The 23,849-nt window shown below is 57.5% G+C and carries 21 protein-coding genes; 9 read left to right on the top strand and 12 right to left on the bottom strand.

The window, feature by feature from the left end; genetic code table 11:
• Positions 1–72: 72 nt before the first annotated feature.
• Positions 73–1,260 (bottom strand): acetyl-CoA C-acetyltransferase, encoded by a 1,188-nt coding sequence (locus G392_RS0101705; protein ID WP_027008827.1) that lies wholly within the window; start codon positions 1,258–1,260, stop codon positions 73–75.
• A 343-nt stretch (positions 1,261–1,603) separates the two neighbouring features.
• Here G392_RS0101705 and G392_RS0101695 point away from each other — a divergent pair, with 343 nt between their 5' ends.
• Together G392_RS0101695 and G392_RS0101690 are read left to right on the top strand one after the other, a co-directional pair.
• A complete protein-coding gene (locus G392_RS0101695; RefSeq protein WP_027008826.1) occupies positions 1,604–2,305 on the top strand; it encodes a CoA transferase subunit A in 702 nt (233 codons plus the stop codon).
• 21 nt (positions 2,306–2,326) lie between these two features.
• Positions 2,327–2,962, top strand: a complete 636-nt coding sequence (locus G392_RS0101690; RefSeq protein WP_027008825.1) for a 3-oxoacid CoA-transferase subunit B — start codon at positions 2,327–2,329, stop codon at positions 2,960–2,962.
• Positions 2,963–3,064: 102 nt separating this feature from the next.
• Here G392_RS0101690 and G392_RS0101685 read toward each other — a convergent pair whose 3' ends face one another.
• A complete protein-coding gene (locus G392_RS0101685) occupies positions 3,065–3,667 on the bottom strand; it encodes a YfgM family protein (protein WP_027008824.1) in 603 nt (200 codons plus the stop codon).
• Positions 3,667–4,959, bottom strand: a complete 1,293-nt coding sequence (hisS, locus tag G392_RS0101680) for a histidine--tRNA ligase (protein WP_027008823.1) — start codon at positions 4,957–4,959, stop codon at positions 3,667–3,669. The genes G392_RS0101685 and hisS overlap by 1 nt, the downstream gene beginning before the upstream one ends.
• Positions 4,960–5,087: 128 nt before the next feature.
• On the opposite strand from hisS, the gene ribBA reads away from it, so the two are divergent.
• From ribBA to G392_RS0101660, 4 genes are all read left to right on the top strand, one after another.
• Positions 5,088–6,200 (top strand): bifunctional 3,4-dihydroxy-2-butanone-4-phosphate synthase/GTP cyclohydrolase II, encoded by a 1,113-nt coding sequence (gene ribBA / locus G392_RS0101675; protein ID WP_027008822.1) that lies wholly within the window; start codon positions 5,088–5,090, stop codon positions 6,198–6,200.
• Between the two features lie 48 nt (positions 6,201–6,248).
• On the top strand, positions 6,249–7,022 hold the full coding sequence (locus G392_RS0101670) for an inositol monophosphatase family protein (protein WP_027008821.1): 774 nt from the start codon (positions 6,249–6,251) through the stop codon (positions 7,020–7,022).
• Between the two features lie 112 nt (positions 7,023–7,134).
• A complete protein-coding gene (locus G392_RS0101665; protein ID WP_027008820.1) occupies positions 7,135–7,995 on the top strand; it encodes a phosphoribosylaminoimidazolesuccinocarboxamide synthase in 861 nt (286 codons plus the stop codon).
• A gap of 29 nt (positions 7,996–8,024) precedes the next feature.
• Complete coding sequence (locus G392_RS0101660) at positions 8,025–8,978, top strand: asparaginase domain-containing protein (protein ID WP_027008819.1); 954 nt, start codon at positions 8,025–8,027, stop codon at positions 8,976–8,978.
• A 61-nt stretch (positions 8,979–9,039) separates the two neighbouring features.
• On the opposite strand, the gene odhB is transcribed toward G392_RS0101660, so the two are convergent.
• From odhB to G392_RS0101600, 9 genes are all read right to left on the bottom strand, one after another.
• Entirely contained in the window at positions 9,040–10,290 is a 1,251-nt protein-coding gene (gene odhB / locus G392_RS0101655; RefSeq protein ID WP_027008818.1) for a 2-oxoglutarate dehydrogenase complex dihydrolipoyllysine-residue succinyltransferase, read from the bottom strand.
• Positions 10,287–13,547: a 2-oxoglutarate dehydrogenase E1 component gene (locus tag G392_RS0101650; protein ID WP_027008817.1), complete on the bottom strand. Its 3,261-nt coding sequence runs from the start codon at positions 13,545–13,547 to the stop codon at positions 10,287–10,289. Before G392_RS0101650 ends, odhB begins: the two co-directional genes overlap by 4 nt.
• A gap of 231 nt (positions 13,548–13,778) precedes the next feature.
• The gene (gene gltA / locus G392_RS0101645) at positions 13,779–15,062 is read right to left on the bottom strand and encodes a citrate synthase (RefSeq protein WP_027008816.1); all 1,284 of its coding nucleotides are present in this window, start codon (positions 15,060–15,062) and stop codon (positions 13,779–13,781) included.
• A 63-nt stretch (positions 15,063–15,125) separates the two neighbouring features.
• Positions 15,126–15,374: an FAD assembly factor SdhE gene (locus tag G392_RS0101640; RefSeq protein ID WP_027008815.1), complete on the bottom strand. Its 249-nt coding sequence runs from the start codon at positions 15,372–15,374 to the stop codon at positions 15,126–15,128.
• A 323-nt stretch (positions 15,375–15,697) separates the two neighbouring features.
• Positions 15,698–16,402: a succinate dehydrogenase iron-sulfur subunit gene (locus tag G392_RS0101625; RefSeq protein ID WP_027008814.1), complete on the bottom strand. Its 705-nt coding sequence runs from the start codon at positions 16,400–16,402 to the stop codon at positions 15,698–15,700.
• A 57-nt stretch (positions 16,403–16,459) separates the two neighbouring features.
• The gene (gene sdhA, locus G392_RS0101620) at positions 16,460–18,223 is read right to left on the bottom strand and encodes a succinate dehydrogenase flavoprotein subunit (protein WP_027008813.1); all 1,764 of its coding nucleotides are present in this window, start codon (positions 18,221–18,223) and stop codon (positions 16,460–16,462) included.
• 3 nt (positions 18,224–18,226) lie between these two features.
• Positions 18,227–18,574 (bottom strand): succinate dehydrogenase, hydrophobic membrane anchor protein, encoded by a 348-nt coding sequence (gene sdhD / locus G392_RS0101615; protein ID WP_027008812.1) that lies wholly within the window; start codon positions 18,572–18,574, stop codon positions 18,227–18,229.
• Positions 18,568–18,966: a succinate dehydrogenase, cytochrome b556 subunit gene (sdhC, locus tag G392_RS0101610; RefSeq protein WP_027008811.1), complete on the bottom strand. Its 399-nt coding sequence runs from the start codon at positions 18,964–18,966 to the stop codon at positions 18,568–18,570. The genes sdhD and sdhC overlap by 7 nt, the downstream gene beginning before the upstream one ends.
• A 243-nt stretch (positions 18,967–19,209) precedes the next feature.
• Entirely contained in the window at positions 19,210–20,403 is a 1,194-nt protein-coding gene (locus G392_RS0101600; protein ID WP_027008810.1) for an amino acid aminotransferase, read from the bottom strand.
• A 156-nt stretch (positions 20,404–20,559) separates the two neighbouring features.
• Between G392_RS0101600 and G392_RS0101595 the strand changes: the two genes are divergently transcribed.
• From G392_RS0101595 to G392_RS0101585, 3 genes are all read left to right on the top strand, one after another.
• Positions 20,560–21,255: an SIMPL domain-containing protein gene (locus G392_RS0101595; RefSeq protein WP_027008809.1), complete on the top strand. Its 696-nt coding sequence runs from the start codon at positions 20,560–20,562 to the stop codon at positions 21,253–21,255.
• Between the two features lie 129 nt (positions 21,256–21,384).
• On the top strand, positions 21,385–23,283 hold the full coding sequence (gene speA, locus G392_RS0101590; protein WP_027008808.1) for an arginine decarboxylase: 1,899 nt from the start codon (positions 21,385–21,387) through the stop codon (positions 23,281–23,283).
• A gap of 2 nt (positions 23,284–23,285) precedes the next feature.
• Positions 23,286–23,849 (top strand): hypoxanthine-guanine phosphoribosyltransferase, encoded by a 564-nt coding sequence (locus G392_RS0101585; protein WP_027008807.1) that lies wholly within the window; start codon positions 23,286–23,288, stop codon positions 23,847–23,849.

Below are 23,849 nucleotides of genomic sequence, written 5' to 3'. Positions count from 1 at the left end.
CGGGAAAAAGCGCAAAACCGCCCTTTCCGCACAATGGAAAGGACGGTTGTGATAAAAAGTCAAACAAACACGTCAAACGCGTTCCACCGCCACCGCAAAGCCCATGCCCCCGCCGACACACAACGCCGCCACCCCGCGCCGTGTCTGCGTGCGGCACATCTGATGCAGCAGCGACACCAAAATGCGGCAGCCCGATGCGCCGATGGGGTGTCCGATGGCAATCGCGCCGCCGTTCGGATTGACCTTTGCGGCGGGCAGCGACAGTTGCCGCAATACCCCCAATGCCTGTGCCGCAAACGCTTCGTTCAATTCAAACCAGTCCACCTCTTCGCTGCGCCAGCCCGCTTTTGCCAACACCTGCCGCACCGCGTCCACCGGTGCCAAGCCCATGACGGCAGGGTCGATGCCCGTTGCCGAATACGCCGCCAGCCGTGCCAAGGGGGTCAAGCCGTATTGCCGCGCCGTTTGCGCCCGCATCATCAGCACCGCCGCCGCGCCGTCGTTCAAGCCCGAGGCGTTGCCCGCCGTTACCGTGCCGTCCGCGCAGAAGGCGGGGCGCAAACGCGCCAGTTTTGCCAAGTCGGTATCGGGTTTCAGATATTCGTCCCGCGCCACACGCACGCTGCCGCCTTTGCGTTGCGGCACGTCCACCGGCGTGATTTCCACATCAAAATGCCCTGCCTGTTGTGCGGCGGCGGCTTTTTGTTGCGACAACAGGGCAAATTCGTCCTGCTCGGTACGACTGATGCCCAGTTGGCGGGCGATGTTCTCCGCCGTGATGCCCATGTGATAATGGTGGTAGGCATCGGTCAAACCGTCTGCCACCATGCTGTCGGTCAATGCCGCATCGCCCATTTTCACGCCGCCGCGCAAGCGGACGAAATGCGGACTTTGCGACATGGATTCCTGCCCGCCCGCCACCACCACCTCCGCATCGCCGCAACGCAAAGCCTGTGCCGCCATCTGCACCGCTTTCAAGCCCGAACCGCACACCACATTAACGGTGGTGGCAGGCACCTCCGCCGCCAAGCCCGCCGCCAACGCCGCCTGACGTGCCGGATTCTGCCCCACCCCTGCGGTGAGCACATTGCCCATCACCACCTCATCTACCCGTTCGGGCGCAAAATCCGCCAATACCGCCCGCACCGCCGCCGCCCCCAACTGCGGCGCGGACACATCTGCCAACGCCCCGCAAAAACTGCCCACCGGCGTGCGTTTGGCAGACACCAGCACCACATCATCGTCTCGATACGCCATCATCGCGCTCCCATTCTTTCTTTGCAAATTTGCCCAGTATACGCAAAGCCCGCGCCCCGCTTTAACAAAATTTCCGCACAATCCATCAGCTTTTCCGATAAATCAAGGGGGATTTTGATGTTACGATGTTTCAACGCACAAGGCTGCACACACCGCGCAGCCCCACTCGGGCGTGTCATCAGCCGAAAAACGCCGTACCGTCATGCCCGCGCCGGCGGGAATCCAAGTCAAAGCACGAGAAACCTTGATAAAATACGGACGGATTTTTATATTGCACTGAATTTTCAGTATAAAAATTTCAATGATGACACACCCTAAACCGATTTTCCCACACGAAAGCCCCATCATGCGCCACAAACTTTATCCCGACGCCCGCACCGCCCTTGCCGACATCGTTGCAGACGGACAAACCATTGCCGTCGGCGGCTTCGGCTTGTGCGGCATTCCCGAAATGCTCATCGCCGCCCTGCGCGACACCGGCGTTTCCCGACTCACCTGCATCAGCAACAACGCCGGCGTGGACGACTTCGGCTTGGGGCTGCTGCTCGAGTGCCGCCAAATCAAAAAAATGATTGCTTCCTACGTTGGCGAAAACAAACGGTTCGAGCAACAATTTCTCTCCGGCGAATTGGCGGTCGAACTCACCCCGCAAGGCACATTGGCAGAAAAACTGCGTGCCGGCGGCGCGGGCATTCCCGCCTTTTACACCGCCACAGGCGTCGGCACCCAAGTTGCCGAAGGCAAAGAAACCCGCACCTTCAACGGACGCGAATACCTGCTCGAACACGCCCTCACCGCCGACATCGCCCTCGTCAAAGCATGGAAAGCCGACACAAGCGGCAACCTCGTTTTTCGCAAAACCGCCCGCAACTTCAACCCCGACGTGGCAAGCGCGGGCAAAATCACCGTTGTCGAAACCGAAGAACTGCTGCCTGCCGGCAGCCTCGACCCCGACCACATCCACCTGCCCGGCATCTACGTCCACCGCATCATCGTCAATCCCCACCCCGAAAAACGCATCGAACAACGCACCGTCCGCCCCGAATAAACACCGAAAGGAATCCGCAACATGGCTTGGTCCCGCGAACAAATGGCACAACGCGCCGCACAAGAGCTGCAAGACGGCTTTTACGTCAATCTGGGCATCGGACTGCCCACCCTCATTGCCAACCACATCCCCCCCGACACCGACGTGTGGCTGCAATCGGAAAACGGACTGCTCGGCATCGGCAGCTTCCCCACCGAACACGACATCGACCCCGACCTGATTAACGCGGGCAAACAAACCGTTACCGCACGGGTTGGTGCCAGCTTCTTTTCCAGCTCGCAATCATTTGCCATGATACGCGGCGGCAAAATCGACTTGGCCATCTTGGGCGCGATGGAAGTGTCCGAACACGGCGATTTGGCAAACTGGATGATTCCGGGCAAAATGGTCAAAGGCATGGGCGGCGCGATGGACTTGGTATCGGGCGTGCGCCGCGTCATCGTGCTGATGGAACACCGCGCCAAAGACGGCTCGCCCAAAATCGTCCCGCACTGTACCCTGCCCCTGACCGGCAAACGCGTGGTACACCGCATCATCACCGATTTGGCAGTGCTGGACGTTACCGAAACGGGATTGAACGTGGCGGAACTGGCAGACGGCGTGGATTTTGCCACACTGCAAGCGGCAACGGGGGTTCGCCTGAGCCTTGCTGCCTAGGGCGTGTCATCATTTAATTTTTTAATGAAAATCAGTGCTTTTTAATCAAAAAACACGCGGGCATACCACGCCCGCGTGTTGGTGATGAGGACAGACAAAGCCTTAAAACTGCGCCACTTTCAATTGCAAGGCTTCGCGTTGCGGCGCGTCTTCACCCAATTTGTCCAGCGCTGCCTGATAGGCTTTTTTCGCTTCCGCGCCTTTGCCTTGCGCGGCAAACACATCGCCGCGCCCCTCGTCCGCCAAAGACGCAAACGCCGCCGCCAAGGGCGTTGCCAACACTTTCAAGGCTTCATCGTATTGTTTTTGCTGAAGATGCACATTGGCAAGGTTTTGCACGGCAATCGCCTGAAACAGCTCGTCTTTTTGATGCGCCAGCACCCAACGGTAGGCTTTGGCGGCTTCATCGTAGTTGCCCTTGTCAAACGCCTGTGCCGCCGCAGACAAGGTTGCTTGCGCGGCAGCCGCCGTGCCGTCAAACTGCTGCTGCAACGCCGCCAATTGTGCGGCATCGCCGCTTTGCTGCGCCTTCATTGCCATCAGTGCGGCGTTTTCGTTTTTGCTTTGCAGGTGGTTTTGATACACCACATGCCCCAAATAGCCCAACGCCGCCGCCACCAGCCCCGCAAACAGCCATTTGCCGCCCTTATTCCAAAAATGCTTGGCGTTTTCAATATCTTGTTGTTCGTCATGATGTGCGGACATTATTCGCTCCAAAGTTTGAATTGTTCAATCATCTTGGCGGCGGGTACGGTGGTCTGACCGTGCGTGCCGCGCAAATCTTTGATGGTAACTTCTTGGTTTTCAAGTTCTTGTTCGGCAACAATCAGGGCAAAACGCGCCCCGCTTTTGTCGGCGTGTTTGAACTGTTTTTGCAATTTCGCGCTGCCTGAAAACTGCAACACGTCCCAGTCCGCTTCGCGCAACGCCGCCGCGTATTTCATTGCTTGCAACACCGCGCCTTCGCCCTGCTGCATCACAAACACGGCGGGTGCGGCATCGGCGTTCAGGCAGCCGTGTTCGCGCACCAGCAGCAGCAGCCGCTCCACGCCCATGGCAAAACCGATGGACGGCGTGTCCTTGCCGCCCAGCTCCGCCATCAAGCCGTCATAACGTCCGCCGCCGCACACGGTCGCCTGTGCGCCCAATTTGTCGGTACCCCATTCAAAAACCGTGTGATTATAATAATCCAAACCGCGCACCAAGCGGTGGTTTTCGCGGTAGGCGATGCCCAAACCGTCCAGCAAATCTTTAAATTCCCGATAATAACGGCGCGATTCTTCGCCCAAATAATCCGCCAAACGCGGCGCGTTGTCGGCGATGGCTTGCAAATCGGGATTTTTGGTGTCCAACACGCGCAGGGGATTGGTGTCCATGCGGCGGCGGCTGTCTTCGTCCAAGGCGGCTTCGTGGCGGCGCAGATAGTCCACCAAGGCGGCGCGGTGGGCGGCGCGTTCTTCGCGGTTGCCCAAGCTGTTGATTTCCAGTTGCAAAAATTCGGAAATGCCCAATTCGCGCCACAAATCGGCGCACATGGCGATGATTTCCGCATCAATTTGCGCCGGTTCAAAGCCCAAAGCCTCCACGCCGACCTGATGGAATTGGCGGTAACGTCCTTTTTGCGGGCGTTCGCGGCGGAACATCGGGCCCATATACCACAGTTTTTGCGGGGCTTCGTGGGTCAAACCGTGTTCCACCACTGCGCGCAGGCAGCTTGCCGTCCCTTCGGGGCGCAGGCTCAGGCTCAAGCGGTCGTTGCTGTCGGCAAAGGTGTACATTTCTTTGCCGACCACGTCGGTTTCTTCGCCGATGGAGCGCACGAACAAGCCCGTTTGTTCCACAATCGGGGTGCGGATTTGGCGGTAGCCGTAGCGTGCCGCCCATTTTTGTACGGTGTTTTCAAATGCCTGCCAAAAGGCGGCGGTGAGTTTGAAGTCTTTTTGCTCAACGGGGAGCAAATCGTTCATGCCTTTGACGGATTGGATTTTTTGGCTCATACGGTTGGGGCTTGCGGCGGGACAAAGGGTTTATTTTAGCAAAAATCCAAGCCTTTGCGCCATTGCAATTTGAAATCCGTCCGCCAAATCAGTACAATCCGCCCCGAAACCCACTACCCCGCACCCGCATCATGCACATCTCCCCCATTCCCGACATTCTCGCCGACATCGCCGCCGGCAAAATGGTCGTCATCACCGATGCCGAAGACCGCGAAAACGAAGGCGATTTGGTGATGGCGGCACAGTTCGTTACCGCCGAAGCCGTTAATTTTATGATTAAACACGCACGCGGTTTGGTGTGCCTGCCGATGGAAAACGCGCTGATTGACCGGCTGGGTTTGCCGATGATGACCCAGCACAACGGCGCACAATACGGCACCAATTTCACCGTGTCGATTGAAGCGGCGCAAGGCATCAGCACCGGCATTTCCGCCGCCGACCGCGCCCACACCATTCGCACCGCCGTTTCTCCCGCCGTTTCTCCCGCCGATATTGTGCAGCCCGGCCATATTTTTCCGCTCCGCGCCCAAAAAGGCGGCGTGCTGGTTCGCGCCGGACACACCGAAGCGGCGGTGGATTTGGCGCAAATGGCGGGCTTGGCGGGCGCGGGCGTGATTTGCGAAATTCTGAACGATGACGGTACGATGGCGCGTATGCCCGAACTGCTGCGTTTTGCCGAAACGCACGGGCTGAAAATCGGCACGATTGCCGATTTGATTGAATACCGCAGCCGCAACGAAAGCCTGTTGGAAGAAATGGGCGACACCCTCATTCACACCGCTTGGGGCGGTTTCAGGCAGCACGTTTACGTGGACAAACTCAACGGCGACACCCATTTGGCATTGGTCAAAGGCAATCCCGCCGAAGCCGCCGAAACGCTGGTGCGCGTCCACGAGCCGTTCAGCGCGATGGATTTTCTGATGCCCGACCCCAACCATTCTTGGCAGCTTCCCGATGCGCTGGCGCGGATTGGCGCTGCCGAATGCGGCGTGCTGATTTTGCTGCACCGCACCGAAGACAGCGCGGCTTTGCTGGAACGCACGCTGCCGAAAAACACCTTCCAACTGAAAAAATGGGACCGCAAAACCTACGGCATCGGCGCACAAATTCTCGCCGGTTTGCAGGTCAAAGCCATGCGCGTGCTGGGGCAGCCCTCATCGCTGAACGGGCTGACCGGCTTCGGCTTGGAAATTGTCGGCTTTGAAGAACCGCCCTGCCCCGCCCCCCGCGAAAGCCTTTGATGTCGCGCCACAATCGCGTATAATCCCGCCCCTTTCGGAAGCACCACCATGAGCCAACTTTCCAGCCCCATTCTCCACACCGCCTTCAAAGCCGCACGCAAAGCGGGCGACTTCAGCCTGCGCGCCGCCAACAATTTTTCCTCGCTGCGCCCCGACAGCAAAGCATTTAAAGACTTTGCCGCCGACATCGCCCGCCACAACGCGCAAACCATCACTGCCGTCCTTGCCGAAGCCTATCCCGACCACCGCATCATCACCGACGGCGAACACCCGAGCGGCAAAGGCTACGAATGGCTGGTTGCCCCTTTGGACGGCATCGGCAACTACCTGCACGGTCATCCGCAATACGCCGTTGCCCTTGCCCTGCGCCACAAAGGCATCTTGCAGGAAGCCCTGATTTTCGCTCCCGAGCGCAACGACCTGTACACCGCTTCACGCGGCAAAGGCGCATGGCACAACGACCGCCGCATCCGCGTATCGGCACGGATTGAATTGGGCGATGCGCTGGTTGCTGCCGGTTTTGACGGCGCAGACAACGGCTTCGCCCTGCTTTCCGCCCTGCTGGCACAAACGGCGGGCGTGCGTTGCGAAGATGCGGCGGTGCTGGACTGGTGCGCGGTGGCATCGGGGCAACGGGACGGATTCATCCGCTTCGGACTCAATCCCTGCCAAATCGCGGCGGGCGCACTGCTGGTACAGGAAGCGGGCGGCATCGTTACCGACCCGCAGGGAGACGAACGCTGGCTCGAAAGCGGCGATGCCGTTGCCGCCAACCCGAAAATCCTTGCCCAACTGCTGCAAACCGCCGCCAAAGCCCGTTAAACGCCCGCCACGCCCGTGCGCCCGACCGTGCAGTCGGGCGTTTGCGTCTTTAAATCCGCCCCCGTTCGCGGTAAAATCCCCGCCTTTCCCACGCCTTTTGTAAGGAATCCCCATGACCGCCGTCAGCCTGACCAAACTCTATTCCGGCAAAGTCCGCGACCTGTACGAAATCGATGACAAAACCATGCTCATCATTGCCAGCGACCGCCTGTCGGCATTTGACGTGATTCTGCCGCAACCCATTCCGCAAAAAGGTGAAATCCTCACCCAAATTTCCAATTTCTGGTTTGGCAAACTGGCGCACGTGCTGCCCAACCATTTTGACGGACGCAGCGTGTTTGACGTGCTGCCCGAACACGAAGCCCGCGCCGTAGAAAAACGCGCCGTGGTCGCCAAACGGCTGCGCCCCGTGAAAATCGAAGCGGTGGTGCGCGGCTACCTTGCCGGAAGCGGTTGGAAGGAATACCGGCAACACGGCACGGTGTGCGGCATCAGGCTGCCCGACAATCTGCGCGAAGCCGAACGCCTGCCCGAACCCGTGTTCACCCCGTCCACCAAAGCCGAAGTGGGCGAGCACGATGAAAACATTGATTTTGAACGGGCGTGCGCCATTGTCGGTACGGAATTGGCAGAGCAGGTGCGCGACAAATCGCTGCAACTGTACCGGCTGGCAGCCGACCACGCCGCCACACGCGGCATCATCATCGCCGACACCAAATTTGAATTCGGCTTGGACGAAAACGGCACGCTGACGCTGATGGACGAAGTATTAACCCCCGATTCCAGCCGTTTTTGGCTGGCAGGCACCTACCGTCCCGGCACCAACCCGCCCTCGTTCGACAAACAATTCGTGCGCGACTGGCTGGAACAAAGCGGCTGGAACAAGCAGCCGCCCGCCCCCGACGTGCCGCAAGACGTGATTGACAAAACCCTCGAAAAATACCGCGACGCACTCAATCTGCTGATTGGCTGAAGCGTTGCCCGCAACATAAGGAACACACCGTGAAAAACATTTTCGTGCTTTACACCGGCGGCAGCATCGGCATGACCCAAAGTCCGGACGGGCTGCGCCCCGACACCGCCATCGTCCACACTGCCCTGCAACCTTTTGCCGGACAAGCCAATTTCCACTGGCACATCTGCAACCCCCTGATTGACAGCTCCGCCGTATCGCCGCAGCACTGGGGCGAGTGGCTGGGCGTGCTGGAGCGGGTTTTGCCCGAATACGACGGCGTGCTGGTCTTGCACGGCACCGACACGCTCGCCTACACCGCCAATGTGTTTGCCTTGAGCCTGAACACTTTGGGCAAACCGGTGGTGCTGACGGGCGCACAAATTCCGTTCGGCACAAACGGCAGCGATGCACCGAACAATCTGGCAACCGCCGTTGCCGCGCTGCTGCGCGATGACGTGCGCGAAGTGCTGCTGGCATTCAACGGCAAGCTGTTCCCCGCAGTCGGCAGCAGCAAAACCAGCACCTTGTCCACCGACAGCTTCACCAACGCCCATTTTGGCGAGTGGTCGCCCGAACGCCCCGCGCCTGCGTTCAACGGCTTGCCGCGCCGTTTCGATTCCGGCCAGCGCGTTGCCGCCCTGCTGCTCACACCGGGCATCGGCGTGAAAGCCGCCGCCCACACCTTACGCACCTTTCCGCTCAACGGCGCGGTGCTGATGACCTACGGGCACGGCAATTCGCCCGCCGACATCGATTTGCTGGACGCGATTCACCAATTTACCTCGCAAAACGACAGCCGTCTGGTGTTGAACATCAGCCAAGTGCCGGCAGGACAGGCTGCCGCCGTGTACGCGCAAGGCAGCCGTTTACGCGCATCGGGCGCGGTGAACGGCGGTTATTGCAACGTGGAAACCGCCACCGCCCTGCTGCGTTTGGCTGCCGGCAACGGCTGGACGGCAGCCGATGTACAACAAGAACTTCAACGCCTGAACCTGATGTAAACAAACACAAAAAACCGCCCCGATTGCCTGTGCATCGGGGCGGTTTGCCGTCAAAACGGCATTACAAATCCAGCAACAGACGTGCAGGGTCTTCCAGCAATTCTTTGATGGTAACCAAAGTCAGCACCGCTTCACGACCGTCAATAATGCGGTGGTCGTAGGACAAAGCCAGATACATCATCGGGCGCACCACCACTTGACCGTTTTCCACCACCGCGCGTTCTTTGGTGGCGTGCATGCCCAAAATCGCAGATTGCGGCGGATTGATAATCGGCGTGGACATCATCGAGCCGAAAGTACCGCCGTTGGTGATGCTGAACGTGCCGCCCGTTAAATCTTCCAGCGCGATTTTGCCGTCTTTCGCCTTAACCGCATAATCCACAATCGCTTTTTCAATGTCGGCGATGCTCATTTGGTCGGCATCGCGCAAAATCGGCACCACCAAACCGCGCGGGCTGCCAATCGCAATGCCGATGTCAAAATAGCCGTGATACACAATATCGCTACCGTCCACAGACGCATTCACAACGGGGAATTTTTTCAGCGCCGCCACCGCAGCTTTGACAAAGAAGGACATAAAGCCCAGCTTCACGCCGTGTTCTTTCTCAAACTTGTCCTTGTACTTGGCGCGTAAATCCATCACCGGCTTCATATTGACTTCGTTAAACGTGGTCAAAATCGCGTTTTCGCGTTGCGAAGCCAGCAAACGCTCGGCGACACGCGCACGCAGACGGCTCATCGGCACGCGCTGTTGCGGACGCTCGCCCGCAGGCACGGCAGCAACCAACGCGGGGGCGGCGGCTTTCGGCGCGGGGGCAGCCGTTTGCGCGGCGGGCGCGGCGGCTTGAACGGGCGCAGGCTGATGGTTTTGCACGTCTTCTTTCAACACGCGGCCATCACGACCGCTTCCCTGCACCGCATGCACGTCAATGCCTTTTTCCGCAGCCAATTTCGCGGCGGCGGGCATGGCGACACCCGCTTGCGCCTGTTGCAATACGGGCGCGACGGCGGCAGGCGCGGCTGCCTGAACGGGTTCGGCGGCGGGCGCAGGTGCGGCAGTCGCACCGGCTTGCGCTTCGGTATCGATTTTCGCCAGCAGTTGCTGGGTTTCCACCACTTCGCCGTCCTGCACCAAAATTTCCACCAACACGCCCGATTGCGGCGCGGGCACTTCCAACACCACTTTGTCGGTTTCAATATCCACCAGCACCTCGTCGCGGGCAACGCTTTCACCGACTTTTTTGTGCCATGCCAACAGCGTGCCTTCGGTAATGCTTTCGGCAAAAACGGGAACGTTTACTTCTACAATCATTTTTTCACTCTCAAAACAAAATTGAAATTACCATCGGAAAAACTGCTTTTCGCTTTGGCGGAATCGTCTTCGGGTTCGGCGGTAATCGCCACCGTCTGCGGCACGTCTTCGCGCTCGGACGCGTGCATTTCTGCCGTCATTTCCGCCACTTGGGCAAAGCTGACGGCGGGTGCGGCGGTTTGGCGCGCTTCCGCTTCCCGCACGGTTTCCGCCGGCGCGGGCGCGGGCGCAAGCTCGGGTTCGGCAGCCGTTGCGGGCTGCACCGCCGCTTGCGGTACGGGTTCGGCTTGCGGCTCGGGAACGGCAAGCGTTTGCGGCTGGGCGGCTGCGGCCGCTTCAGCGGCGGGCGAAATTTCGCGGATTTGCGGCTGTGCTTCCGCCACAGGCGCAACCGGCACCGCCTGATGCGCCGCCAATCCGTCCAAATTCAAAGCATCTTCCAGCAATTGTTTCAACTGGGCATTGTGCTTGGACGCATAACCCACTGCGGGCGATGCGCTGGCGGGACGACCCGCATAAGAAACCTTCTGACCGTTTTTGGCAAGCGTTTCCAAACGGTGGCGGGTCTGATACCACGCACCTTGGTTTTTCGGCTCTTCCTGCGCCCACAAAATCTCGGCGGCATTGGGGAATTTCGCCAATTCCGCTTCGGCTTCGGCGTAGGGGAAAGGATAAAGCTGCTCCACGCGCACAATCGCCACATCATCGCCCAAACCGCGCTCGTCCCGCGCCTTCGCCAAATCGTAATACACCTGTCCGGCACACATAATCACACGGCGCACGCTGCCGTTGTCGGCGCGTTGCAGGGTGTCGCCAATCACGGGACGGAAAGTCGTGCCTTCCATGAAATCCGCAATCGGACTCATGGAATCTTTGAAGCGCAACAAGCGTTTGGACATGAAAATCACCAAAGGCTTGCGGTAGGAACGCAGCACCTGACGGCGCAAAATGTGGAACATTTGCGCGGCTTCGGAGGGCATCACGATTTGCATATTGTGTTCGGAACACAGTTGCAGCCAGCGTTCCAAACGCGCGGACGAGTGTTCGGGGCCTTGTCCGTCATAACCGTGCGGCAAAATGGTGGTCAAACCGCACAAACGTCCCCATTTGGTTTCGCCGGACGAGATGAATTGGTCAATCGCCACTTGTGCGCCGTTGGCAAAATCGCCGAACTGGGCTTCCCAAATCACCAGCTTGTCGGGCGCGGAGCAGGCATAGCCGTATTCGTATGCCATCACCGCTTCTTCGTTCAAAATGGAGTCAATCACGGTAAATTTCGCCTGATTGTCTGCCAAATGCTGGAGCGGAATATACGTTCCCGTATCGCATTGCTGGTGCGTGCGCTTGGTGTCGTGCAACACGGCATGGCGGTGCGAGAAAGTGCCGCGTCCGGAGTCTTCGCCGGAAATGCGTACGCCCGTGCCGTTGGTGAGCATGCTGGCATAGGCAACGGTTTCCGCCATGCCCCAGTCCAAAGGCTGTTCGCCCGCCGCCATCGCTTTGCGCTGCTCCAACACGCGCTTGGCGGTGTTGTGCAAGCCGAAACCTTCCGGCACTTGGGTGAATTTTTCCGCCAAACGCTGAATGTCGGCGGCGGGCAAACCGCTTTCCACCTGTTCGCGCCAATCCTGACCCTGATATTTGCGCCAGTCCACGCGGTGTTTGCTTTCGTAGTCGCTCAAGCGGGTTTGTTCGACGTGTTCGCCTTTGTCCAAAGCATCGCGGTAGGCCTGCACATAGCCTTCGGCTTCCTGCTGGCTGACCACGCCTTCTTTAATCAGTTTTTCCGCATACAGGGCGCGGGTGCCGGGGTGTTGGGCGATGGTTTTGTACATCAAGGGCTGGGTGAGCGTGGGGTCGTCGCCCTCGTTATGACCGAGTTTGCGGAAGCAGACCAAATCAATCACCACGTCTTTGTGGAACTGCTTGCGGTAGTCCAAAGCTGCCTGAACGGCGTAGCACACGGCTTCGGGGTCGTCGCCGTTCACGTGGAACACGGGCGCTTCCACCATTTTGGCAATGTCGGTGCAATACACGGTGGAACGAGTGTCGCGGGTGTCGGAGGTGGTGAAGCCGATTTGGTTGTTGATGACGATGTGCACCGTACCGCCGGTGGTGTAACCGCGTGTGCGCGACATATTGAAGGTGGCTTGGTTCACGCCCAAACCGATAAAGGCGGAATCGCCGTGAATCAGCACGGGCAGCACTTGGGCACGACCGTCCGCACCACGGCGGCGCTGCTTGGCGCGTACCGAGCCTTCCACCACGGGATTGACGATTTCCAAATGCGAGGGGTTGAATGCCAGCGTAACGTGCATCGCGCCGTGCGGCGTGGCGATGTCGGAACTGAAGCCCATGTGGTATTTCACGTCGCCGCTCGGCAAGGTGGCTTCGGCACGGCCTTCAAATTCGGCGAACAGGTCGGCGGGTTTTTTGCCCAGCGTGTTCACCAGCACGTTCAAACGCCCACGGTGCGCCATGCCGATGACCACTTCTTCCACACCGTCTTTGCCCGCGTTTTGAATCAGGTAGTTCAAACCGGCAATCGCGCTTTCGCCGCCCTCCACCGAAAAGCGCTTTTGCCCCACATATTTGGTGTGCAGATAGCGCTCCATGGTTTCGGCGGCGGTGATTTGTTTGAGAATATAGCGTTTTTGTTCGGCATCAAAACGCGGCGCAGACAGGTCGCGCTCGAAATAATTACGAATCCAGTGGCGTTCCTCGCGGTTGCCGATGTACATGTATTCGATGCCGATATGACCGCAATAGGTCTGCTTGAGCTTGCTGATGATGTCGGAAAGCGGCAGTTTTTCCGTGCCGGCAAAATCGCCCTGCCCCAAGCCGAATTTCACCGCCATGTCCGCTTCGGTCAAACCGTGCGACTCGGGCGACAGCCCTTCGATGTTTTTCGGCAGCTTCAAGCCGAGCGGGTCGATGTTTGCCGCGCCCGCCCCTTGAATGCGGTAGGCGGAAATCAGGCGCAATACGGCAATCTGTTTTTGCAGCAGGCTTTCATCGATGCTGCCTGCCACCGCGCCGATATTGCGCCGTTTGGCGAGATTGGCAAAGGATTCTTGAATCGGACGGTGCGCCACATCGCGCACCGCCGCGCCGGGTTGGGCAGCCAATTCGGTAAAGTACTGTTTCCACTGCGCGTCCACCGATTCGGGGTCGCTCAAGAACTGCTCGTACAGCTCTTCGATATAGGGGGCGTTCGAGCCGAACAAATAGGAAAAATTGATTTTTTCGTCCATCATGAATGATGCCTTTTACATTTCAAGCGTCGTTAAACGGTTTTGCCAAAGCCTGACGGATGCAGGCAAGGGGCATTCTACCCTTTATCCCCGCACTTGATAAGGGAAAAGCGCGATTTTTTCGGAATTTTCGGGAAAATAATGTTTCCATCCGCAGGACGACACGGGCATCGCCCCATAAAGATTCAAGCAGCCTGCCGGTGCGGGCAGGCTGCCTGAAAGCCGTTTTAATGCTTAACGTTTTTCAACGGGTACGAAATCGCGGCGGTCTGCACCGGTGTACAATTGGCGCGGACGGCCGATTTTCTGACCGGGGTCGCCAATCATCTCGTTCCAGTGCGAAATCCAGCCCACCGTACGCGCCAGCGCGAAAATCACGGTAAACATGGACACGGGAATGCCCAATGCCGACAACACGATACCGGAGTAGAAGTCCACATTCGGATAGAGTTTCTTCTCAATGAAATAGGGGTCGTTCAGCGCGATTTTTTCCAACTCCATCGCCAGCTTGAATTGCGGGTCGTTTTCCAAGCCCAACTCTTTGAGCACTTCATCGCAAGTCTGTTTCATGATGGCAGCGCGCGGGTCCATATTTTTGTATACGCGGTGACCGAAGCCCATCAGGCGGCGTTTCTTGGCTTTCACATCTTCCATAAACTCCGGCACCTTGGACACGTCGCCGATTTCGTCCAACATGTTCAACACGGCTTCGTTCGCACCGCCGTGGGACGGGCCCCACAAGCTGGCGATGCCCGCCGCGATACAGGCAAACGGATTCGCGCCGGACGAACCTGCCAAACGCACGGTGGAGGTGGACGCGTTTTGTTCGTGGTCGGCGTGCAGGGTAAAGATGCGGTCAAGCGCGCGCACCAACACGGGATTGGGTTTGTACTCTTCGCACGGCGTGGCAAACATCATGTGCATGAAGTTGGCGGTGTAGGACAAATCATTGCGCGGATAGTTGAACGGCAGGCCGTTGGAATAGCGGTAGCACATCGCCGCGATGGTCGGGATTTTGGAAATCAGGCGGTAAATCGCGATTTTGCGGTGTTCGGGGTCGGAAATTTCCAAGCTGTCTTGATAGAACGCGGAGAGCGCGCCCACCACGCCCACCATCATCGCCATCGGGTGCGCGTCGCGGCGGAAACCACGGAAGAACCAGTTGAGCTGTTCATGCACCATAGTATGATGCATCACGGTGTGGACGAATTGTTCTTTTTGTTCGGCTGTGGGCAGTTCGCCGTAAATCAGCAGGTAGCACACTTCCAGATAGTCGCTGTTTTCGGCAAGCTGCTCAATCGGATAACCCCGATAGTAGAGCAAGCCTTTATCGCCGTCGATAAAGGTGATTTTGGATTCGCAGCTTGCGGTGGACACAAAGCCGGGGTCGAAAGTAAACATGCCGGTTGCTTTGTTCAAAGCGCGGATGTCCACCACATCGTTGCCCAGCGTGCCTTGCAGCACGGGCAATTCAACGGCTTCAATGCCTTCGGCGTGTAATTTGACGGATTTAGACATTCTCTTGCTCCTTAGGTTCGTTTTACTTGGGGTGGGAAGGGCAGGTTTGCACGGGCGCAAGGCTCAGGCATTCCTGATTTTTGCCAACAAGGGCTTGAAATCTTCGCGGCAGTCGCTTTTTGCCTGATTGACCAATGCCAAAAACTCTTGGTCGGGCAAATCCAAAATTTCCACAAATACCGCCAGCTCTTCATCGCTTAAACGGTCGAATGATTCCTGCATGAAACGCCGCAGCAGAATATCCAGCTCCAGCAGCCCGCGACGGGTTTGGAAGCGGATTCTGCGTTTGGCGGTATCGTCAAATTGTGCCATGATTTTGATGTGCCTCAACAGGTATCACAAATTTTGATGATACTGATTATTATTTTATATTCAAGCTGCCTGAAAAATCCATTTACTGTCTTTTTCAGGCAGCAGCCGTTGCGCGGACAATGCGCCAGAGTGTGCCATCATTTAAGTTTTTATACTGAAAATCAGTGCAATATAAAAAACGCCGTCATTCCCGCGAATGCGGGAATCCACTGCCCGATGCTTGGCAAGCGATGTTGTATCAAGGTTTGTTGTGCCTCGAATTGGATTCCCGCCTGCGCGGGAATGACGGTGCAGCGTTTTTTCGGTCAAATCAATGACACACCCTACACCATGCGCTTGAGCATAATCTCTTTGATTTTGCCGATGGCGCGGGTGGGGTTCAGATGCTTGGGACACACGTCCACGCAGTTCATGATGGTGTGGCAACGGAACAGACGGTAGGGGTCGTTCAGGTTGTCCAAACGCTCGTTGGTGATGGTGTCACGGCTGTCGGCGATGAAGCGGTAGGCGTTCAGCAAACCGGACGGGCCGACAAATTTATCGGGATTCCACCAGAATGACGGGCAGGCGGTGGAGCAGCAGGCGCACAAAATACATTCGTACAAGCCGTCCAATTCGGCGCGTTCTTCCTGCGTTTGCAAACGCTCGCGCTCGGGCTTGGGCGTGTCGTTCACCACGTAGGGCTTGATGGAATGGTATTGTTTGAAAAACTGCGTCATGTCCACAATCAGGTCGCGGATAACGGGCAGACCCGGCAGGGGGCGCAACACAATCGGCTGCGGCAGGCTGCGGATGTCGGTGAGACACGCCAAGCCGTTTTTGCCGTTGATGTTCATGCCGTCCGAACCGCAAATCCCCTCGCGGCAGGAGCGGCGGAAGGAAAAGCTGTCGTCTTTGGCTTTGATTTTGACCAGAGCGTCCAGCAGTTTCACATCGGTGGGCTCGATTTCAATTTCATAATCTTTCATGTACGGCTTGGCATCCGCATCGGGATTGTAGCGGTACACTTGAAAACGTACTTTTTCCATATGCTGTGTTCCTTGTCGCGGCGCGTTTCAGGCAGCCTGAATGCGCCGCGCTTTATTTTAGTAAACGCGCTTGGCAGGCTCGATGTAGTCCACCGTCAAGGGTTGGGTGTGGACGGGTTTGTACGCCAAACGGTTGTCCGCCGAATAAAACAGGGTGTGTTTCATCCAGTTTTCGTCATCGCGCTCGGGGTGGTCGTCCGAAGCGTGTGCGCCGCGCGATTCTTTCCGCGCTTCGGCGGAAATCATGGTGGCTTTGGCGACTTCCATCAGGTTGTCCAGTTCCAAAGCCTCAATCCGCGCGGTGTTCCACACTTGGCTCTTGTCTTGGATTTCGGTAACTTTCGCCCGTTCGTACAATGCCAATACTTTGTCCACGCCCTCTTTGAGGATTTTGTCGGTGCGGAACACGCCGGCGTGAAGCTGCACGGTGCGCTGCAATTCGTTGCGCAGGGCATCAACATTTTCGCCGCCGGTTTGGTTGTTCAGACGGTCAAGGCGTTGTTTGGTAAATTCGCCCGCGTTTTCAGGCAGCTTTTTCCAATCGCTTTGTTCGTTGATGAAAGCAATCATGCTGTCGCCCGCCGATTTGCCGAACACCACCAAATCCAGCAGCGAGTTCGTACCCAAACGGTTCGCGCCGTGTACGGACGCACAAGCACATTCGCCCGCCGCGTACAAACCTTTTACCACCACTTCGGGATTATCTCCTTCGGGAACAACGACTTCGCCCAAGTAGTTGGTGGGAATGCCGCCCATCATGTAGTGCGTGGTCGGCACAACGGGAATCGGGTCTTTAATCGGGTCGATGCCGGCAAACTGAATGGAAATTTCGCGAATGCCCGGCAGTTTGGATTTGATTTTTTCCGCGCCGATGTGGTCGATTTTCAGCAAAACGTGGTCTTTTTTCGGGCCGCAGCCGCGACCTTCGTAGATTTCCATCGCCATCGCGCGGGACACCACATCGCGGGAAGCCAAGTCTTTGACGGTGGGCGCATAACGTTCCATAAAACGCTCGCCGTCCGCATTCAGCAGAATGCCGCCCTCACCGCGCACGCCTTCGGTAATCAGCACGCCCGCACCCGCCACGCCGGTGGGGTGGAATTGCCAAAATTCCATGTCTTCCAAAGGGATACCGGCACGGGCGCAAATGCCCAAGCCGTCGCCGGTGTTCATAAAGGCGTTGGTGGACGAAGCGTAGATGCGCCCCGCGCCGCCGGTGGCGAACAAAACGGCTTTGGCGTGGAAAATGTACACGTCGCCGCTTTCCATTTCCATCACGGTAACGCCGACCACGTCGCCGTCTTCATCGCGAATCAAATCCAGCGCCGTCCATTCCACGAAAAATTGGGTGTTGGCGCGGACGTTTTGCTGGTAGAGGGTGTGCAGCATGGCGTGGCCGGTGCGGTCGGCAACGGCACAGGCGCGTTCCACGGCGCGTTTGCCGTGTTCGGCAGTGTGGCCGCCGAAAGGACGCTGGTAGATTTTGCCGCTTTCCACGCGGTCAAACGGCATGCCCATGTGTTCCAGCTCAATCACGGCTTCGGGGGCGCGGCGGCACATAAATTCAATCGCGTCTTGGTCGCCGAGCCAGTCGGAGCCTTTGACGGTGTCGTACATATGCCAGTCCCAACGGTCTTCCTGCACGTTGCCCAGCGAGGCGGAAATGCCGCCCTGCGCCGCAACGGTGTGGGAACGGGTGGGGAAAACTTTGGACAAAACGGCGGTGTTCAAACCCGCCTGCGACAGTTGCAGGGCGGCACGCAAACCCGCACCGCCGCCGCCGACGATGACGGCATCAAATTTTCTAATCGGGAAAGTCATGTTTTAACCCCAAATCACATAAAACGAATACACGGTGCAGCCGACCAGCCAAACCACGGTCGCCGCTTGCAGCAGCAGGCGCAGACCGAAAGGCTTGACATAGTCCATCCACAAATCGCGGATGCCGACCCAAGCGTGTAAAAACAAGGCGATAAAGGTGGTTTGGGTAAACACTTTCACCCACGTTTTGCCGAAAAATTCCTGCCACTCGGCATAGTCGTCCGCGCCGAGCAGTCCGAGCAGGAAAAAGAAAAAAATCACGGTGTAAATCAGCATCACCACCGCCGTGATGCGCTGCATCGCCCAATCGCGCAAGCCGTAGTGCGCGCCGGTGAGTTTGCGGTCTACCATAAGAAAATCCCCAAAATAAAGGCGGAAACGCCGCCGGCAATCAGCACGATGCGCGCGCTTTTGCGGGCGGTGTGCAGGTCGGTGCCGATGTGGGCGTCAAGCAGCAAAAAGCGCACGCCTGCCAACAGATGGTGCATAAACGCCCACAACACGCCCCACAAAATCAGCTTGAACAGGAAGTTGTCCGCCCAAGCCTTGTAGGTTTCAAAGGTTTCACCACTGCTGAGCGAGCCGCCGAGCAAGGCCAGCAGCACGGGCAGCAACAAAAACAGGACAACGCCCGTTACGCGGTGCAGAATCGACACGATTCCCGGAATCGGCAGACTTTTGGTCAAAATCCGCAAATCCAGAAACACGGGGCGTTTCGTCCGCATTTCTTTTTCTGTTTGCATGGTTGTGTTCCTAAATATCGAAAAATACCCTAAAGCCAATCGGGCAATTTTGCATGCCGTTTTCGGTAAAAACGGGTAAAACTGCCACAGGGCATAATTTACCTGTTTTGACACGGCTTGAACAGTCTTTTTTGGCAAAAAAACGGTATGAAATTAAACAACATATTGACCGTTTTCCTGCCAATTCGCGTAAAAACAAGTTATTACGGCAGATGCGGTACGCGGCGCACCTGCCGTGCCGTTTTACAAGACTTTGACGATGCTTTCGCACAGGTAGCGGATGTTGTCGGCGGTGATGCCGGCAACGTTGATGCGTCCGGAGCGCACGGCGTAAACGGCAAATTCGTCTTTCAAACGGTCCACCTGCTCGGGCGAGAGTCCGCTAAACGAGAACATGCCGTTTTGTTGGACGATAAATTCAAAATCCTGTTTTGCGCCGTATTCTTTGAGCAAATCCGCCATCTGGCGGCGCATGGCTTTGATGCGTTCGCGCATTTCGTCCAACTCGCCCTGCCATTGGGCTTTGAGCGCGTCGTCTTGCAAGATGGCGGCGACAATCGCGCTGCCGTGTGCGGCGGGATTGGAATACAGGGTGCGGATGATGGCTTTGATTTGGGTGAAGACGCGTTGGGCGGTGCCGGCATCGGCGGCAAGCAGGGTGAATGCGCCGACACGTTCGTTGTACAGCCCGAAATTTTTGGAATAAGAGCTGGCAACCAGCAGCTCGGCATGGTTTTCGGCAAACACGCGCAAGCCGTAGGCGTCTTCTTCCAAACCGTTGCCAAAGCCTTGATAGGCAACGTCAAACAGGGGCAGCCAGCCTTTTTCGGCAGACATTTGCGCCAGTTGCCGCCATTGTTCGGGGGTGGGGTCGATGCCGGTGGGGTTGTGGCAGCAGCCGTGCAGCAGGACGACGTCGCCCGCTCGGGCTTGTGCCAAGTCTTCCAGCATGCCGTCCCAATCCAAGCCGTGTGTGGTTTTGTCGTAGTAGCGGTAGTCGCAGATGTTCATGTCCACCGCTTGGAAAATGGCGTTGTGGTTGGGCCAGCTCGGGGCGGAAATCCAAACATTTTGCGCGGCAGTTTGGCGTTTGACAAATTCGGCGGCAATGCGCAATGCGCCCGAGCCGCCCAAGCTCTGCGCGGTTTGCAGGCGTCCGGAAGCAATCAGGGGGTTGTCTGCGCCGAACAGCAGTTTTTGGGTGGCAAGGTTGTAGGCTGCCAAGCCGTCGATGCCCAAGTAGTTTTTGCTGTCTTCGTCTGCCAAAATCCGCGCTTCGGCAGCTTTGACGGACGGCAGGACGGGCGAGCGGCCGTTGGCATCTTTGTACACGCCGATGCCCAAATTGACTTTTTCGCTGCGCGGGTCGGCTTTAAACGCTTCGCCCAAGCCCAAGATGGGGTCGCCGGGGGCGGCGGTGATTTTGTCAAACAACATATCAAACACCTTACATAATCGGGTTGTGGAAAACAGGCGTGTTTATACGCCCATGCACCGCGCTTGGCAAGCCGAAATCGTGCATCAATGCGCCACACCAAACGGCACGGACTGCATTATAATGGTGCTTTTGTTTCTTTTTCGGAGTGCCATACCGTGAAAACCGTCCTGATCCTTGCCGCCCTGCTGACTGCCGCCCCCGCATTTGCCGCCGACACGCTGCATTACAACATCGTCAATTTCAGCGAAAGCGTGAGCGTGAGCGTGCCGCACGACACCTTGAGCGTTACCCTGAACATCACCGAAAAACACAAAGACCGCCAACGCGCCGCCCAAACCGTAACCCGCCGCCTGAACACCGTGTTGGCGCGCATCAAGGCAAACCGCCGTTTTGAATCCGAAACCGTGCAACGCCGCAGCAGCCCTGAATACGACAACGGCAAAATGACCGGTTGGCGCGACCGGGCAACCGTTGTCGTCAAAAGCACCGATTTTGTCGCGCTGATGCGCTTGGTTGCCGACAGCGAAGCCGAAGCCGCTTTGGACGGCATGAACTACAGCGTGTCGCCGGAAGCACGCGCGGCTGCGGTGGAAAAAGCCGGTCAAAAAGTGCTGCAAACCGTGCGCGAACGGGCGCAAAGCATCAGCCGTTCGCAGGGTTTTTCCGGCTACAAAATCGTGAAAATGAACGTAAACCGTTCGTTTGAAAACTTTGACGACCGCCCCGGATACAGAATACCTGCCGCGCTGATGTACGGCGCAAGCACAAAATACGCTGCCGAAGCCATGGACGACAATCCGGGCAAAGAGCAGGTTCGCCAAAGCATCGACGTGTCGATTCAGATGCACTGACATTTTGCCGCCCGCCCCGCACCGCCATTGCCCCATCTGCCAAGATGGCGGTAAAATGGCGGGTTACGCGGGCTTGCCACGGCAAAACGCACCGGTACGCGCCCGCGCCACACGAAGCAAAGGATTTTCATGACTTGGACTCCCGCCGATTCCGCCGCGCTCTACGGCATCACCCATTGGGGCGGCGGTTATTTTGCCGTTGCCGACAACGGCGAAATCACCGTGCGACCCAACCAAAGCAGCCCCGTTGCCGTGAGCCTGTATGATTTGGTACACGAATTGAACGGGCGCGGACAGGATTTGCCGATGCTGTTCCGCTTTCCCGATATTTTGCAAGACCGCGTGCTGCGCCTGTGCCGCGCCTTCAACCGCTCGATTCGCAAAAACGCCTATCAGGGACGTTACACCGCCATTTATCCGATTAAAGTCAATCAGCAGGAAAGCGTGGTCAAAAACATCATCGTGCCGAAAAACGATGAAGTGTCCATCGGTTTGGAAGCGGGCAGCAAACCCGAACTGATGATTGTGCTGGCGTATGCGCCCAAAGGCGGGGTCATCGTCTGCAACGGCTACAAAGACCGCAATTTTATCCGCCTCGCGCTGATGGGTCAGCGCTTGGGACACGAAGTCTTTATCGTGATTGAAAAAGAAAGCGAAGTGGATTTGGTGATTGAGGAATCCGCCAAGCTGGGCGTGCGTGCGAACATCGGTTTGCGGGTGCGCCTGTCTTCGCTGGCTTCCAGCAAGTGGGCGGACACGGGCGGCGAAAAAGGCAAATTCGGCTTGTCGGCGGCGCAACTGATTTCGGCGGCGGCGCGGCTTCAGGCAGCCGGCTTGGGCGATTCGGTGCGGCTGATGCATTTTCACATGGGTTCGCAAATTTCCAATATCGCCGACTACCGCACCGGTTTCAAAGAAGCCGTGCGCTACTTCGCCGAACTGCGGGCGCTGGGCTTGCCGGTGGACTATGTGGACGTGGGCGGCGGCTTGGGCGTGGACTATGACGGCACGCACTCGCGCAACGCCAGTTCCGTCAATTACGACATCGGCGAATACTCGCACACCATTGTTTCCATGTTGAAAGATTATTGCGAGGAAGCGGGCTTGCCGCACCCGCACATCTTCAGCGAATCCGGCCGCGCCATGACCGCGCATCATGCCGTGCTGGTGATGAACGTTACCGATGTGGAAACCCTGCCCGAAACCGTCCCCGATATTCCCGCGCCCGAAACCTTGTCGTTTGCCACGCAAAAGCTGGTTACCCTGCTGGAACAGGGCACCGACCCCGACATGGTTACCGAAACCTATTACCGCATCAGCCATTATCTGGCGGAAGTAACCGAAAACTATGTGGACGGCAAAATCGGGCTGCCTGAAAAAGCCCTTGCCGAGCAGCTTCACGCCGTGCTGTGCCGCCGTCTGAAACAGGGCTTGCACACCGGCTACCGCGCCCAACGCCAAGTGTATGACGATTTGACCGACAAACTCGCCGACAAATATTTCTGCAATTTCAGCGTATTCCAAAGCCTGCCCGACACATGGGCAATCGGACAGGTGCTGCCGATTATGCCGATTCACCGCTTGGGCGAACAGCCGACCCGCCGCGCCGTGTTGCAGGATTTGACCTGCGATTCCGATGGCAAAGTCAGCCGCTACGTGGACCGCCAAAGCATTGAAAACAGCCTGCCCCTGCACCTGCCCGAAGCGGGAAAACCCTATATTTTGGGCGTGTTTATGGTGGGCGCGTATCAGGAAATTCTCGGCGACATGCACAATCTGTTCGGCGACACCGATTCGGTGAACGTGTATGTGCGCGATGACGGCGGCATCGAATATGCGGGCATGGAAGCGCACGACACCATTGAAGACATGCTCCGCTACGTCCATCTGCAACCGCAGGAAGTGATTAACAAATTTGAAGAAAAACTGCGTTTGGCGAAGTTGGACGGCAGCGAACGGCGCATCTACACCGCCGAATTTTTCCATTCGCTCAAACAGAGCAGCTATTTAAGTCTGGAAGACGAATAATCATGACAAAACAACAAGATTGGTGCGAAAAGCATCAGGAAGCCACCGCATTGTTGGCAAACAGCGATGAAATCCACAGCGCGGCTGCCTGTCAAGCCGCGATTGAACAGATGGCGGCGGATTTGTGCCGCGATTTTGCCGACCGCTATCCTTTGGTGCTGCCGATTATGGGCGGCGCGGTGGTGTTTACCGGCAAGTTGTTGCCGCTTTTGCGTTTTCCTTTGGATTTTGATTATATCCACATCACCCGCTACGGCGACAAGCTCAAAGGCGGCGCGTTTGAATGGCTGCGCCAGCCGCAAAACGTGTCCGGCCGCCACGTCTTGATTTTGGACGATATTTTGGACGAAGGGCTGACTTTGCACACCGTGCGCGAACACATTCTCGCCGCAGGCGCGGCATCGTGCCGCACCGCCGTGTTTGCCGATAAGGACATCGGACGCGCCAAGCCGATTGCGGCGGATTATGTGGGCGTGCGCGTGCCGAACCGCTATGTGTTCGGTTTCGGCATGGACGCGAAAGGCATGTGGCGCAATTTGGAAGCGGTGTATGCCGTAAGCAACTGA

Origin of the sequence: Conchiformibius kuhniae DSM 17694, from assembly GCF_000428785.1 — a bacterium.
Classification (GTDB): Bacteria; Pseudomonadota; Gammaproteobacteria; order Burkholderiales; family Neisseriaceae; genus Conchiformibius; species Conchiformibius kuhniae.
The sequence above is the reverse complement of the archived record's forward strand: the minus strand, read 5'-3'. Positions and strand labels throughout refer to the sequence as shown.